The sequence below is a fragment of the Chryseobacterium sp. 2P genome (assembly GCF_059579425.1).
This window is the reverse complement of the sequence record NZ_CM184194.1, coordinates 534,780-549,200: the sequence shown is the minus strand read 5'-3', so window position 1 is coordinate 549,200 and position 14,421 is coordinate 534,780. Positions and strand designations below refer to the sequence as shown.

Sequence of the window (14,421 nt, the reverse complement as noted above, 5' to 3'; positions counted from 1 at the left end):
AACTAATGGCAATATTTATTGAAGATAAAAAGGATGGAAAATTAAAAAAGCTTCATTCTTATACTGCAACAAAAGAAAAAGAAATTCAAAATCTTGTTGAAAGAAATTTATTAGAAGTTTTAGATATGCATTTTCTTGCGACTGAGTACACCACAAATGGTGGCAGAATTGATACCCTAGCAGTTGACAGAAATGGCGCCCCTGTTATAATTGAATATAAAAGAAATAAAAATGACAATATAATAAATCAGGGTCTTTCTTATTTGAGGTGGTTACAGGCCCAAAAAATAGAATTTTTTCAGATGTTAATTCTGAAAAAATTTGGAGATGAATTTTCAAAATCATTCATAATTGATTGGAAAAATCCTAGAGTTATTTGTATAGCTGAATCCTATAACAAATTTGATATTGACACTGTTGAGGTTATCCCAATGAGAATTGAATTATTTAAATATAGATATTACGACAATGGTATATTTAGCCTTGAACCTATCAATGTTAATGAACAGATTCAAAAATCTAATAATGATTTGACAACAAATGCGGAAGCTGAATTATTGAACCTGAACCTTGATTCTCATTTGATCAAAGCAAATGAAAACATAAAAGATTTGTTTAAGGACTTGAGGAGTAAGATTTTTGAATTAGATGAAAATATCATTGAAAAAATCACAACTCTGTATGTAGCTTATCGCTTAGCAAAAAACTTTGTGGAAATTCACATTGCTAAAAACCATTTAAAAATACATTTAAGACCAATTGATTATAATGATCCGGAAAATCTAGTAGAAAAAATTTCTGATAAATATCAATGGACAATGGATAGAAGAATATATTTAAAAAATGAGGAATCAATGGATTATGTATTTAATATCATAGAACAATCATACAAAGATGTAATTTAACTACATCAAAAACCCATGAATTCATCACAAATCACCACTGCCCAAAGAATCAAAGCGATTGTAGGCGGATCAATCGGAAATCTGGTAGAATGGTACGACTGGTACGCTTATGCTGCTTTTGCCATTTATTTTTCAAATTCTTTTTTCCCGGATTCGGATATGACGGCGCAGCTTTTAAATACAGCCGGAATTTTTGCCGTTGGTTTTCTGATGCGACCTGTCGGAGGATGGCTTTTCGGAAGTATTGCCGACAGAATCGGAAGAAAAAAAGCAATGACACTTTCCGTTTTGCTGATGTCTTTCGGATCTTTACTGATTGCTTTAACGCCTACTTATAAAACCATCGGCGTTTTAGCTCCTCTCCTTTTGCTGATCGCAAGATTGCTTCAGGGACTGAGTGTTGGCGGAGAATACGGTGTTTCGGCAACCTACCTCAGCGAAATGGCAACTGCCGATCGCAGAGGATTTTATTCCAGCTTCCAGTATGTGACTTTAATTGGCGGACAGTTAATTGCATTGGGAATTCAGCTGATCTTACAGAAATTACTTTTAACGGAAACCCAACTGGAAGATTGGGGATGGAGAATTCCTTTCGTAATCGGAGCCTTGCTCTCTGTTATTGCTTTATACCTGAGAACCAATCTCCATGAAACCGAAGCTTTTGAAAATAAAAAAGATATGGGTGAACAAAAAAAAGGAACTTTAAAGGAACTGCTTAAACATCCGAAAGCCTTAATTACGGTTGTCGGATTAACGTTGGGAGGAACACTGGCTTTCTACACCTACACAACGTATATGCAGAAATTTCTGGTGAACACGGTTCATCTCAGCAAGGAAGAATCCACACTGGTTTCCTTCATCTCTCTCTTTATTTTTGCTTGCTTACAGCCTGTTTTCGGAGCTTTGTCGGATAAGATCGGAAGAAGACCATTACTATTAGCTTTCGGAGTTTTGGGAACCGTCTTCACCTACCCTCTTCTGAATGCTTTAAGCCATACAACCTCTATGTGGGGTGCATTTTTTCTGATTATGTCTGCTTTAATTATTGTAAGCGGCTATACTTCTATTAATGCGGTTGTAAAAGCAGAACTTTTTCCTTCTGAAGTAAGAGCTTTGGGTGTAGGATTACCTTACGCTTTAACGGTTGCTGTTTTCGGCGGAACTGCAGAATATATCGCACTTTGGTTTAAACAGGCGAATGTGGAACATTATTTTTACTGGTACATTACTGCCTGTATTTTCTTTTCTTTTGTAGTGTACGCCACAATGAAGGATACAAAGAAAACCTCAACGCTGGATAAAGATTAATTGATGATAAAAAAATTCGGCTCAGGTTCCCTGAGCCGAACTTTTTTATTTTAATGATAAGCCTGCTTAAATTTCTCTAAAATATTGTCCAGATTATGCCTCTGAACATAAACACTCTTCACCTCTTCATACCTCGGCGATTTATAAAAAACTTCGTGGAAATCCATACTGCCGTTTCCTACTTTTACCACTTTCTGTACTTCGATATTCAACTTTCTTAATTCGTCTTTAAAAACCTGAAATTCATCTTGTATATTCTTCATCTATATTTTTGGATTTAATTAAAACTATCTCTTTACATCAAACACCCTACCAAAACAAGGGGGTCGTGTTTAAATTCTGAATAAAGTTAATGAAATATTCCATACAAACATAAGATTTAGACAATATTTTAATAAAAAATTTACGACAATCTAAATTATTTTATAATATATATACATTTTTAACAGATTTAACGTTTAAATAAATAATTTAAAAACTTAATAACAATGACGCTTAAAACCGCTTTTACCGTAGCACTTTTATTACTGTTTAATTTTTTCAGAACCCAGAAGCCGGAATTCAAAGCTCCCGATTATGCTTCCATTCAGAAGAACATAGAAGATAAAAAGTCGGAGTTTTACTATCCCGATCTCCTGAAAAAACTAAAGCAGAACGATACACTCATTACACAGGAACAATACCGTCATCTCTATTACGGATATACTTTTCAGCCAGATTATGAACCGTATAAGATCGACGATAATCTTGAAGAAATGACGAAATTCTACCGTGGAGAAATATCTGATAAAGATCTGCCAAAAGGAATTAAACTGTTCAGACAAACTCTGGAAAAAAATCCTCTGGATTTAAGGGCAATGAATTATCTCGCTTATCTGTACCATCTCACCAAAGACGAGGTGACAGCAAAAAAGATTTCACGTAATTTTCACGGATTACTGGAAGCATTTCTTTCCAGCGGAGACGGAATGACGTGTGGAACAGGCTTTCATGTAATTTCCATATCTCATGAATATGTACTCATGAATATGTTTGAAATGGAAGCCCAATCGCAGAGTTATGACGGAGTGTGCGATTATCAGGAGTTTGAAAAAGGCAAATATAAAATTGCCGGATTATACTTTAATGTGAGTAAACTTTACGGGAAAATGTCCTTCAAAAGATAGATTTGTTTACGTCTTATGCAACTGTAAAAGGTACAAATGATGAGTTTTATTTCTTTAAGAAAGTCAATATACTATCCTATTATTTATCAGTAGGTTTAGCGACATTTGCAGTGAGAGTCTAAGTTTGATTAAACAAGTTTGATGAAGTTGTTTAAAGTAAAAGAGTTTGCTCCTTTAGGAGCAGAATCTGTGTAGAAATAAGAATAAATCCGTCAATCAATCCTATGGATTGATATCTTAAATACGATAAATTTTCTAAAGATAGCGTTCCTACGGAACGCAGAACGCCTTGCGAATATGGTGTCTACACAGATAAAACTCTATAGAGTTTTCTACCATTTTACTTTAAACAACTTTGATGTTAAAATTTTAATTTAGCATTTCTAAAAGTATTTCGAAATGACTAATAAAAGCCACTGGGAAAATGTCTATGAAACCAAAACCCCTGAAGAAGTAAGCTGGACGCAGAAAAAACCGCAGACCTCACTGGAACTCATCAGATCTTTAGGATCGGATAAAAGTGTAAAAATTATCGATATTGGCGGCGGAGACAGCAATCTCGCAGATTTTCTTCTGGAAGAGGGCTACGAAAACATAACCGTTCTTGATATTTCTGAAAAAGCTTTGGAAAGAGCAAAACGAAGGTTAGGGAAAGACGCAGAAAAAATACAATGGATTGTTGCAGACATCATTGCCTTTACTCCTGAAGAAACGTATGACATTTGGCATGACAGAGCAGCTTTTCATTTCTTTACCCGTTCGGAAGATATTTCAAAATATGTAAGAATTGCAGAAAAAGCGGTTTCGAAAAACCTTATTGTAGGAACTTTTTCTAAAAACGGTCCGAAAAAATGCAGCGGACTTGAAATCTCGCAATATGATGAAGAATCGATGAATTCTATTTTTGAAAACAGCTTTGAAAAAACAGATTGTATCACAGAAGATCACATTACTCCTTTCAGCACTGTCCAAAACTTTATTTTCTGTACCTTTAAAAAGAAATAAAAACCGTAACCAATTTATAATTCTTAAAACTTATTCCTAAAAACAATCCGTGAATTACTTTCTGAGATTTAAACATGATATCTCCGCTTTTTTACAGTTTATGAAAAAGCCTGATGATGTGCAGACAGCACTTTCTTCCAAAAGAAAACTTCAGCTCATCTCCAATCTTCTGATTATTGAGATCGTTTTCTTTTTGATTGTCGTACTTCCTCTAAACTATCTGGCGGAAAAATGCATCACTCTAAAACCATCCGATGCTTTTGAAAACTTAACATGGCTTCAGGCGGTCTTTTTAATGGTAATTTTTGCTCCGCTTTCGGAAGAATTTATTTTCCGGTATGTTCTTCGTTACAAAAAGCTTTTTTCACACTTTATCAGCAGGGAAAAATGGAACAGAATTTTTCCGTTTCTCGTTTATATTTCTTCAATCATCTTCGGATTGGTACATCTGGATAATTACGTGAATGATTCGTGGACTTTTTATGCATTGTCTCCCTTCATTGTGGCTTCTCAATTGTCGGGTGGACTTATTTTAAGCTACATCCGTGTAAGACTGAATATTTTTTACAGCATGCTTTATCATGCGTTATGGAATCTTCTGTTCGGAATTTCTATTCCTTGCATCATGTTGCTTTTTACGTCTCCTTTTGCTGAAAAAACACAGGATTACGATATAAGAATTGAGCAGAAAGCTTTTATAAATGCCAACGAACCTGTATTATCTGAAACGAAAATTGTTGATGACAGAATACACAGCGTTGAAACCAGACAATATTCACTTCAGAGTTTATTGGATCATCTTTACGGAAAAGATAAATTGACAACGGATGAAGGCCTGATGAATATTCATTTCAAATCAGAAAAAGGAATCTCCAAAGATGAATTTTTGAAAATTTTACAGAAAGAATACGAAATCAAATAAAAAAAGGTTAAAACCAATCGATTTTAACCTTTTCTATAGATAATAAATTTACTTCTTAGTTTCTTCTTCCAGTTCCACTTCATGTCTCAGCTGAGCTTTGTAAAGGGTGGAGTAATATCCGTTTTTGTCCAGAAGTTCGAGATGTTTGCCTTCTTCAACAATTTTTCCATGTTCCATCACGATAATTTTATCGGCTTTTTCAATGGTAGAAAGTCGGTGTGCAATAATGATTGATGTTCTGTTTTTCGTAATTTTTTCCGTGGCTCTCTGAATCAGTTTTTCACTTTCGTGGTCGATGGAAGAGGTAGCTTCATCTAAAATCAGAATCTTAGGATCAGACAGATAGGCTCTTAAGAAAGACAGCAATTGTCTCTGTCCCAGAGAAATGGACGAACCTCTTTCGCTTACCACATAATCATATCCTCCCGGAAGCTGTTCGATAAATTCATCAACTTCAATTTCTTTTGCTCCTGCCTTTATTTTATCCAGTGTAATGCTTTCATCCCCGAAAGAAAGATTTTCATAAATACTTCCGTGGAACAGGAAAACATCCTGCAGAACGACTCCGATGTGGCTTCTTAAATTATACAGTTCGTAATCTTTCAGATCCACATCATCAATTAAAATATTTCCGGAATTAATATCATACAATCTTGTAATTAAACTGATGATCGTAGATTTTCCGGCTCCGGTTGCGCCTACAATTGCCACAGTTTCACCCGGATTTACTTTAAAATCAATTCCTTTTAATACTTCCTGCTTTTCGTCATACGCAAAATGTACATTTTTAAATTCAATTTTTCCGTCAAAATGGTCTTTTTCCACTCTACCGTTGTTCGGCATGGCATTGTCTTCATCCATTAATCCTAAAACCCTTTCTGCGCCTACAATTCCTCGCTGAATATTGTTGAAACGGTCGGCAATCTGCCGTAAAGGACGGATCAGCATCGAAATATACTGGATAAATGCAATCACAACTCCTGCACTGATTGTAATATATCCTCCGTAAAAAAGGATAAACCCGATGAAAAGAGAAGAAATTAATTCCACCACAGGAAAAAACAGCGAGAAGATAAAAACCGTTCTCAGCAAAGCACTCTTTAAAGTAATATTGATATCATCAAACTTCTTAAATTCCGCTTCCTGCCTGTTGAAAACCTGAATGATCGGCATTCCCGCCAGTCTTTCCTGAACAAAGGAATTCTGGTTGGAAGTCCAGTTTCTTTCATCTCCGAATGCTTTTTTCAGCCTTTTCTGGAAAAATCTTGTAATCACGACCATTAAAGGTAAAATCGCCAGTGTAATATAACTGAGATGAACATTGGTACTGAACATCATTACCAGTACAAAAATAATTCTCAGCACATCCCCGAAAACCATTAAAAAACCATCCGTATAAACCGTTGCAATGGTTTCCACATCACCTACCGCTCTCGTCACCAACTGTCCGATCGGAGTTTTATCGAAGAAAGATGTTTTAAAATAAATCAGCTTATTATACAGCCTCTCTCTTATGTCTCGGATTACATTCTGCGAAATGAAATTGGAGAAATAAACCAGAAAAAAGTTTAAAATGGTTTCTGTGAAAACCAGACCGACCAAAAGATAAATATGCTTTAACATCAGCGCTTTATCTTTCAGCTTGGTAATATCATTATCCACCACTTCCATGGTAAGATAAGGACGGTAAGTAGAAACTATTGCCAGAAAAATGGAAATCACTAAAGTAAGGATGAACCAAGAACGGAACTTCATTCCGATAAAGAACAGCCTCTTTACAATTCCCCAGGTATCTTGTTTTTTCATTGTACGAATTGAAGAAAAGAATTATATAAAATTCTATGCAAAAATAAGACTTTCAAATTTGTCTGCGTTTACAAGATTGTGAAATACTCATGAAAAATTCAGATAGGTGTTATTTATGGTATAGATGAAAAACAATAAAAATGCTCAATTTAAAAATAATCAGAGCAAAAAACACAGATCATCGGAGATCTCCGGCGGCAAGATTTTACAGGTTCTTATCGTCGGAAGTTCCGACGGGGCAAACCCATATTCAGGAAAGCAAGTGTGAATGTCCGACAGGGCAAACCAATTCTTGGGCAGGCAAAAATGAACTTCCGACAGCGCAAACCAATATTCAGGGAAGCAAATTTGAACGTCCGACGAGGCAAACTACCAATGACGGCTGAAAATCATACTCCTCAAGTCCCGCGAGATGTTGTAATGCACAGGCAAGTTTTTCGATTTCGTTCATGATTTTCGTTTTTTTATTTTCTTTTAAACACAAATTACACTAATATTTTTTCACAAATGACTCAAATCTAATAAAGAAAATCTAAAATTATTTGTGAATATTCGTGGAATTATTTGTGGAATTTGTGTTTAAATATCACTCAAAATCATATCCAACATCCACGAGATACAATCCGTGAGCCGGTGCAGAAGTTCCCGCAGAATTCCGATGTTTGTCTTCAATAACTTTTCTTACATCTTCAGGCTGTAATTTTCCGGAACCTACTTCTACCATTGTTCCCACAATAGCTCTCACCATATTTCTCAGAAAGCGGTTCGCAGAAACGGTAAATTTCAGTTCGCTTCCATGCTGCTCCCATTCTGCTTTGTAGATTTTGCAGAGATTGGTTTTATTGTCGGTGTGTAATTTTGCAAAACTCGTAAAATCCTCATATTCAAATAAAATTTTACAGGCTTCATTCATTTTTTCGACATCCAAAGGTTTTCTCCAGTGCTGCCACGCCGATTCTTCCGTGAACGGATTTTTTTCAAGGGAAATATAGTATTCGTACGTTCGGTAAGTAGCATCAAAACGCGCATGGAAATCATCTTTTACAGGAAAAATCCTTTTAATGGAAATATCTGCCGGAAGAAAACTGTTCAGTCTTCTCACCAGTTCCTGATCCAGAATTTTCTCCGTATCAAAATGAGCAAAAATCTTCTTCGCATGAACGCCCGTATCCGTTCTTCCCGCTCCCGTTGTCTTAATCTCTTCTCGTAAAATCGTGGAAAGTGCTTTTTCCAGCTCTTCCTGCACAGAAATAGCATTCGGCTGAATCTGGTAACCGAAATAATTCTTGCCGTTGTAGGAAAATTCTATAAAATATCTCAAGGTAATAAAATAAATATCTGTTGTTTATTTCTACATATAACTTAATTTGAATCAATATCAGTTTGTATTTCTTCCATAAACGAAGTGGCTTTGTTTAACTTAAAAAAAGATTTGTTTTAATAAAACTTTGTTTAACCTTGCGAGAACTTAGACGCAAAGGCATACAAAGATTTTTATTTATCTACAATTCCCAACCATTTTAAAGATAAACAAAGGCATTTCACTTATTATAGAAAGACAAGTTAAAATGCACAGCAGATTATAACTCTACAAAAATACTTTAATTTGATGATAATCAATAACAGATTTTTTAAAATAAATATCGAAAAGTAGCTACCATAATCATCCAAATCCATATGAAATTTCCTATTTTTGCAAACGTATGAAAAGATGGTACCTCTATCCTTTTTCCCTCGGTTATCACATGGTAACGGGTATCCGAAACACAATGTATGATCTGGGAATCTTTAAATCTGTGAAATTCAAAACGCCGATAATCTGTGTCGGAAACCTTTCTGTGGGCGGAAGCGGAAAATCGCCGATGGTGATGTATCTTGCACACTTCCTGTCCAAACATTACAGAACCGGCGTGCTTTCCAGAGGATACGGAAGACTTACGAAAGGATATGCTGTTACGAATTACGAAAGCAATTACAAAACAGTAGGCGATGAAGCCATGCAGTTGTTTGAACGTTTTAAAAACCGTTTCGTAATCGCCGTTTCCGAAGAAAGAGTTCCGGGAGCCAAAAAAGTAATCAGCGATATGGATCTTGATGTTCTGGTTCTGGACGATGCAATGCAGCACAGAGCAATAAAAGCAGGATTCAATATTATGATGACCGATTTTAATGATCCTTATTTTAAAGATCATCTTCTACCGGCGGGAGATTTAAGAGAATCCAGAGCAGGGTCCAAAAGAGCAGATATCATCATGGTGAGCAAATGTCCCGATGAACTTACCGAGGAAACCAAACAGTATTACATTTCCAGAATAAGACCGGACCGTACCCAGAAAGTATTCTTTTCATCCATCGGATACGACGAAAATGTATACGGAAGAGAAAAAATGCTTCCCGATAACAACCTGAATTATTATGATATTCTTTTAATTACAGGAATTGCCAATCCGAAACCTCTCCTCACCCATCTTGCAAAATTTTCGCAAAGGGTAAAACACTTAAAATTCAGAGATCATCATAATTTCACGGAAGCAGACATCAAAAATATTGTAGCGGAATATAAAAAACTAGGGGAATATAAATTGATTTTAACCACTGAAAAAGACTATGTTCGTCTGAAAAGTTTTGACTATCTTAGAGATATTGTTTACTACTGGCCGATCAATGTAATTATTGATAAAAAAGAAGAATTCAATCAAATCATCTTAGATTATGTTAGAAAAAATTAAGCAGACCGCAGATTTCGTTAAAAACATCATTAAAGAAACTCCCGATTTTGCCATTGTTTTAGGCTCCGGCTTAGGCAAGCTGCAGGATGAAGTGGAAGCCATTCATACTTTAGAATACACTGAAATCCCCAACTTTCCGAAGACTACCGTTGCAGGACACGGCGGAAAACTGATCTACGGAATTCTGGAAGGAAAAAAAGTTCTGATGATGAGCGGTCGTTTTCATTACTATGAAGGACATTCCATAGAAACGGTGGTCTTTCCGATACGTGTTTTTTATCTGTTGGGAATTAAAAATCTCATTCTTTCCAATGCTTCAGGCGGAATTAATCCGGGCTATAAGATCGGTGATATCGCGATCATTCGGGATCACATCAATATGATGCCTGAACATCCGCTTCGTGGCAGAAACATCGATTCCTTCGGTCCCCGATTTGTGGATATGAGCGAACCCTACAGCAGAAAAATGATCTCCGTGGCACAAAATACTGCTTCTGAACAAAATATTACCGTCCACCAAAGTGTGTATGTAGCTTTACAGGGACCCACTTTCGAAACTCCCGCAGAATACGGAATGATTAAAGCCATTGGCGGAGATCTTGTGGGAATGAGTACCGTTCCGGAAGTGATCGTTGCTAAACATATGGGAATGGATGTTTTCGGTATTTCTGTCGTGACCGATTTGGGCGGTCCCGATATTGCCCACTCCGTTTCTCACGAAGAAGTTCTGAACGCAGCCAATACAGCCATGCCGAATGTAATTGAAGTGGTAAAAGGTTTGGTGAAAAATTATTCATAAACATAAGATTATCAAAATAAACTTGTTTAAACTAATTTCAGAATTAACCGCAAAAGGGACAAAAGATAATGTTAAAGCGAATTTCCGGAATAATCAAAGCACCCAAAAGAATAAAAATCAAAGATTTTTAAAAACTATTGTGAGCTTTTTCATTTATAATAATAAACTTTAAATAAAAAATTTAGTAGATCTTTTGTGACTTTTGCGGTTAAATAAAAGTTTAAAAGACTTAATATTTGTCGATGTTTTCAAAACGATAAAACTTGTTGATATTTTTAAAATCTGAATTCAATAGAAATATTCAATCCAATCAATTTTCATAAAGTCATCAAAAAATCAGTACAGATTGCAAGGCATTGTCTAGATTTGCATACATAATTTTTTTGAACATGAAAAAACTGTTGTTACTATTAATGATGGGAATTTTCGGATTAGGCTGTTCTCAGCAGACGCCGAAAGTTCTGAAAAAGGGTTTCTCCAAAGAAGCTTTGGCGCAGAAACTGGAAGATGAAGACGGAAAAACGGTTACCATTCAGCAGATTCTGGATCAGCATAAAGGTAAAGTTCTGGTTATTGATTTTTGGTCAGGATGGTGCAGAGACTGTTTAAATGCACTTCCGAAAGCCAGAGAACTGGAAGAAAAAAATAAAAACATAAATTTTGTATTTCTATCATTAGACCGTTCCAAAGAAGGCTTTGACAGAAGTCTGGAAAAATTTGAAATGAAAGACAAAGAGAACTACTGGTTTTCATCCGGCTGGAAAAACGATTTCAATAATTATGTTGATCTGAACTGGATTCCGAGATATATGGTGATCGATCAGAAATCTGCCATTGCAAAATATTACGCCATTACTCCTGAAGATCCTGAAATTCAGGCAACAATTGATCAACTTTTGAAGTAATTCTTATTTTACCGCGAAGTAAGACAAAATTTATTCAATTGTATTTCGAAAATAAGTGAAACGGCTTTGTTTTATCTTAAAAATATTTCATTTCTATAAACCTTTGTCTATCCTTGCGATTAAATAAATTAAGGACAAAAGAAAATAATTAAAAATACAGGAATCCATATCTTTGCGGTATGGATTCTTCTTTTCCCATGCGCAAAATAATTCATGTCGATATGGATGCATTCTATGCTTCTGTGGAGCAGCATGACAATCCTGCATTGAAAGGAAAAGCAATTGCAGTCGGAGGCGGACATCGTGGTGTGGTTTCGGCGGCAAGTTACGAAGCCAGAAAATTCGGAGTCCGTTCTGCAATGCCCAGCAAAACGGCAAAAGAAAAATGTCCGCACCTTATTTTCGTACCTCCGCGCTTTGCGCGTTATAAAGAAATTTCTAAAAAGATCCGTGAAATATTTTACGAATACACCGATCTGGTGGAACCTCTTTCTTTGGATGAAGCCTACCTCGACGTTACAGAAAATAAAAAAGGAATGGAATCTGCCAATCAGATCGCCAAAGAGATCCGTCAGAAAATTTTTGCCGAAACCGGACTTACTGCTTCCGCCGGAATTTCTGTGAATAAATTTTTAGCCAAAGTCGCTTCAGATATCAACAAACCGAACGGACAGAAAACCATTCATCCCGACAAAATCGAAGGTTTTCTGGAAGAACTTCCTGTAGAAAAATTTTATGGAGTCGGAAAAGTAACGGCTAATAAAATGTTCAGTCTGGGCATTTACAAAGGAAAAGATCTAAAGAAAAGATCCATTGAAGATTTAACAAGACTGTTCGGAAAATCCGGAGCTTATTATTACAATGTGGTTCGGGGAATTCATCATTCGGAAGTAAAACCGCACCGCATCCAGAAAAGTGTGGCGGTAGAAAGAACTTTTTTTGAAGATCTTTTTGATGAACAACAAGTCAATGAAAAACTGGAAAGCCTGAGTGAAGAGCTTCACACACGATTACAGAAAAATAATATTCTCGGAAGGTCTTTAACTTTAAAAATTAAATACAAAGATTTCTCACTCTACACAAGAAGCATCACCAAAGAAGAATATTTTTCCTCTGCCGAACAATATCTTAAAACCGGAAAAAAACTTTGGGAATTAAGACCTTTTGATAAACCGGTGAGACTGTTGGGATTATCTCTCTCCCACCTCAACACCGAAGAAAAAAAACAGGTTTCTGTTCAACTAAAAATTCCGTTTAAAGAATTCGAAGACTGATAATCCGGATTTTTTCACTAAATTGTAGTAACCAAATTTTACAATTTATGAATGAAACGATGATTCAGTATTTCCACTGGTATACAGAAGGAGACAGCAAACTGTGGAAAGAAGCAGAACAAAACGCAAAATATTTAGCCGGACTCGGCATTACCTCAGTCTGGTTTCCGCCCGCTTACAAAGGCGCAACAGGAGGTCATTCTATTGGCTACGATGCTTACGACCTCTATGACCTCGGAGAATTTGATCAGAAAGGAACGATTCCCACCAAATACGGTACTAAAGAAGATTATATTAAAGCAATAAAAGCGCTTAAAGAAAACAATATTAAAGTAATTGTAGATATTGTACTTGGACATAAAGGCGGAGGCGATGAACTGGAAACCTTTAAAGCATTAAAAGTAGACGAAGAAAACAGAGAAAAAATTATCTCGGATGAAATAGAAATACAGTCTTATACCAAATTCACCTTTCCCGGAAGAAATAAAAAATATTCTGAATTTGAATGGAACTTCACCTGCTTCAGCGGTGTAGATTATGCCGAAGGAATGGATTCGCAGATTTTTAAAATTAAAAATGAATACGGAACCGACTGGGAAGAAATGATCGATGATGAGAAGGGAAATTACGATTACCTGATGTACAATGATGTGGAACACAGAAATCCTTTCGTGCGCGAAGAACTGAACAACTGGGCAAAATGGTATTTTGATGAAACCGATTTCGATGGCGTGAGACTGGATGCCTTAAAGCATATTTCATTTGATTTTTATAAAGAATGGCTTACTCTTCTCCGTTCCAATACCGGAAAAAATATTTTTGCGGTCGGCGAATACTGGGCTCCCGGATATCTGAATCTCTTGCAGAAATACATAGAAGTTACAGAAGGATGCATGAGTCTGTTCGACAGTTCTCTACAGAATAGTTTCCATACCGCTTCCAATGAAGGAGCGTCTTACGATTTGCGGAGAATTTTTGACGAAAGTCTTACTCAGGCAGATCCGCTTCACTCGGTAAGTCTTGTGGATAATCATGATACACAGCCTTTACAGGATCTTGAAGCTCCAGTTGAAGAATGGTTCAAACCTTTGGCGTATACACTGATTCTGTTGAGAAAAGACGGTTATCCGTGTGTATTTTATCCGGATCTCTACGGAGCGCATTATGTGGATAAAGATAAGGAAGGCAATGATCAGGAAATATTCTTAAATAAAGTGGACGGTATTGAAGAACTTCTGAAAGCCAGAAAAAACAATGCTTACGGTGAACAGAGAGATTATTTTGAGGATGCCAATTGTCTGGGCTGGGTTCGTGAAGGCGATGAGGAACATTCCGGATGTGCAGTTGTTTTAAGCAATAAAGATGCTTACGAAAAACCGATGGAAATGGGCGAAAGATATATCGGACAAACGTTTTATGATGCTTTGGGAAGATTTGAAGATAAGATTACCATTGATGAAAACGGTTGGGGAAATTTCCCGGTTCCGGCAGGAAATGTGAGTGTATGGCTTGCTGAATGAGTCTGAATACGAATATAACCAATAGCTTTCACAAATGACATGAATACTTTTTTTTAAATGAAGCTATCTAAAATTTATTTGA

14 protein-coding genes are annotated in these 14,421 nt (G+C 36.1%); 11 read left to right on the top strand and 3 right to left on the bottom strand.

The window, feature by feature from the left end:
• The first annotated feature begins 5 nt into the window (after positions 1–5).
• Both AC52CF_RS02270 and AC52CF_RS02265 read left to right on the top strand, forming a co-directional pair.
• Positions 6–905, top strand: coding sequence for a DUF5655 domain-containing protein (locus tag AC52CF_RS02270; protein ID WP_214590965.1), 900 nt, complete (start codon positions 6–8; stop codon positions 903–905).
• 15 nt (positions 906–920) lie between these two features.
• The gene (locus AC52CF_RS02265; RefSeq protein WP_214590966.1) at positions 921–2,213 is read left to right on the top strand and encodes an MFS transporter; all 1,293 of its coding nucleotides are present in this window, start codon (positions 921–923) and stop codon (positions 2,211–2,213) included.
• 50 nt (positions 2,214–2,263) lie between these two features.
• Here the strand turns inward: AC52CF_RS02265 and AC52CF_RS02260 are convergent, their stop codons facing one another.
• Positions 2,264–2,476 (bottom strand): hypothetical protein, encoded by a 213-nt coding sequence (locus AC52CF_RS02260; RefSeq protein WP_214590967.1) that lies wholly within the window; start codon positions 2,474–2,476, stop codon positions 2,264–2,266.
• Between the two features lie 225 nt (positions 2,477–2,701).
• On the opposite strand from AC52CF_RS02260, the gene AC52CF_RS02255 reads away from it, so the two are divergent.
• The 3 genes from AC52CF_RS02255 to AC52CF_RS02245 all read left to right on the top strand — a co-directional run bounded on the left by AC52CF_RS02255 (position 2,702) and on the right by AC52CF_RS02245 (position 5,306).
• Positions 2,702–3,379: a DUF4919 domain-containing protein gene (locus tag AC52CF_RS02255; protein WP_214590968.1), complete on the top strand. Its 678-nt coding sequence runs from the start codon at positions 2,702–2,704 to the stop codon at positions 3,377–3,379.
• 399 nt (positions 3,380–3,778) lie between these two features.
• Positions 3,779–4,384, top strand: coding sequence for a class I SAM-dependent methyltransferase (locus AC52CF_RS02250; protein WP_214590969.1), 606 nt, complete (start codon positions 3,779–3,781; stop codon positions 4,382–4,384).
• Between the two features lie 100 nt (positions 4,385–4,484).
• Entirely contained in the window at positions 4,485–5,306 is an 822-nt protein-coding gene (locus AC52CF_RS02245) for a CPBP family intramembrane glutamic endopeptidase (protein WP_496517784.1), read from the top strand.
• Between the two features lie 48 nt (positions 5,307–5,354).
• Here AC52CF_RS02245 and AC52CF_RS02240 read toward each other — a convergent pair whose 3' ends face one another.
• A complete protein-coding gene (locus AC52CF_RS02240) occupies positions 5,355–7,112 on the bottom strand; it encodes an ABC transporter ATP-binding protein (protein WP_214590971.1) in 1,758 nt (585 codons plus the stop codon).
• 140 nt (positions 7,113–7,252) lie between these two features.
• Here AC52CF_RS02240 and AC52CF_RS02235 point away from each other — a divergent pair, with 140 nt between their 5' ends.
• On the top strand, positions 7,253–7,498 hold the full coding sequence (locus tag AC52CF_RS02235) for a hypothetical protein (protein WP_496517783.1): 246 nt from the start codon (positions 7,253–7,255) through the stop codon (positions 7,496–7,498).
• A 200-nt stretch (positions 7,499–7,698) separates the two neighbouring features.
• On the opposite strand, the gene truA is transcribed toward AC52CF_RS02235, so the two are convergent.
• Complete coding sequence (truA, locus tag AC52CF_RS02230) at positions 7,699–8,433, bottom strand: tRNA pseudouridine(38-40) synthase TruA (RefSeq protein WP_214590973.1); 735 nt, start codon at positions 8,431–8,433, stop codon at positions 7,699–7,701.
• 382 nt (positions 8,434–8,815) lie between these two features.
• Between truA and lpxK the strand changes: the two genes are divergently transcribed.
• The 5 genes from lpxK (at position 8,816) to AC52CF_RS02205 (ending at position 14,339) form a co-directional block, all read left to right on the top strand.
• Entirely contained in the window at positions 8,816–9,841 is a 1,026-nt protein-coding gene (gene lpxK, locus AC52CF_RS02225; protein ID WP_087707434.1) for a tetraacyldisaccharide 4'-kinase, read from the top strand.
• On the top strand, positions 9,825–10,640 hold the full coding sequence (locus AC52CF_RS02220; protein WP_496517782.1) for a purine-nucleoside phosphorylase: 816 nt from the start codon (positions 9,825–9,827) through the stop codon (positions 10,638–10,640). Before lpxK ends, AC52CF_RS02220 begins: the two co-directional genes overlap by 17 nt.
• Positions 10,641–11,029: 389 nt before the next feature.
• Positions 11,030–11,545, top strand: a complete 516-nt coding sequence (locus AC52CF_RS02215; protein ID WP_496517781.1) for a TlpA family protein disulfide reductase — start codon at positions 11,030–11,032, stop codon at positions 11,543–11,545.
• Between the two features lie 179 nt (positions 11,546–11,724).
• Positions 11,725–12,819 (top strand): DNA polymerase IV, encoded by a 1,095-nt coding sequence (gene dinB / locus AC52CF_RS02210; RefSeq protein WP_496517780.1) that lies wholly within the window; start codon positions 11,725–11,727, stop codon positions 12,817–12,819.
• A 47-nt stretch (positions 12,820–12,866) separates the two neighbouring features.
• Positions 12,867–14,339 carry an alpha-amylase gene (locus AC52CF_RS02205; RefSeq protein WP_496517779.1) on the top strand — a complete coding sequence of 491 codons (1,473 nt, stop codon included), beginning with the start codon at positions 12,867–12,869 and terminating at the stop codon, positions 14,337–14,339.
• The last annotated feature ends 82 nt before the right edge of the window (positions 14,340–14,421 follow it).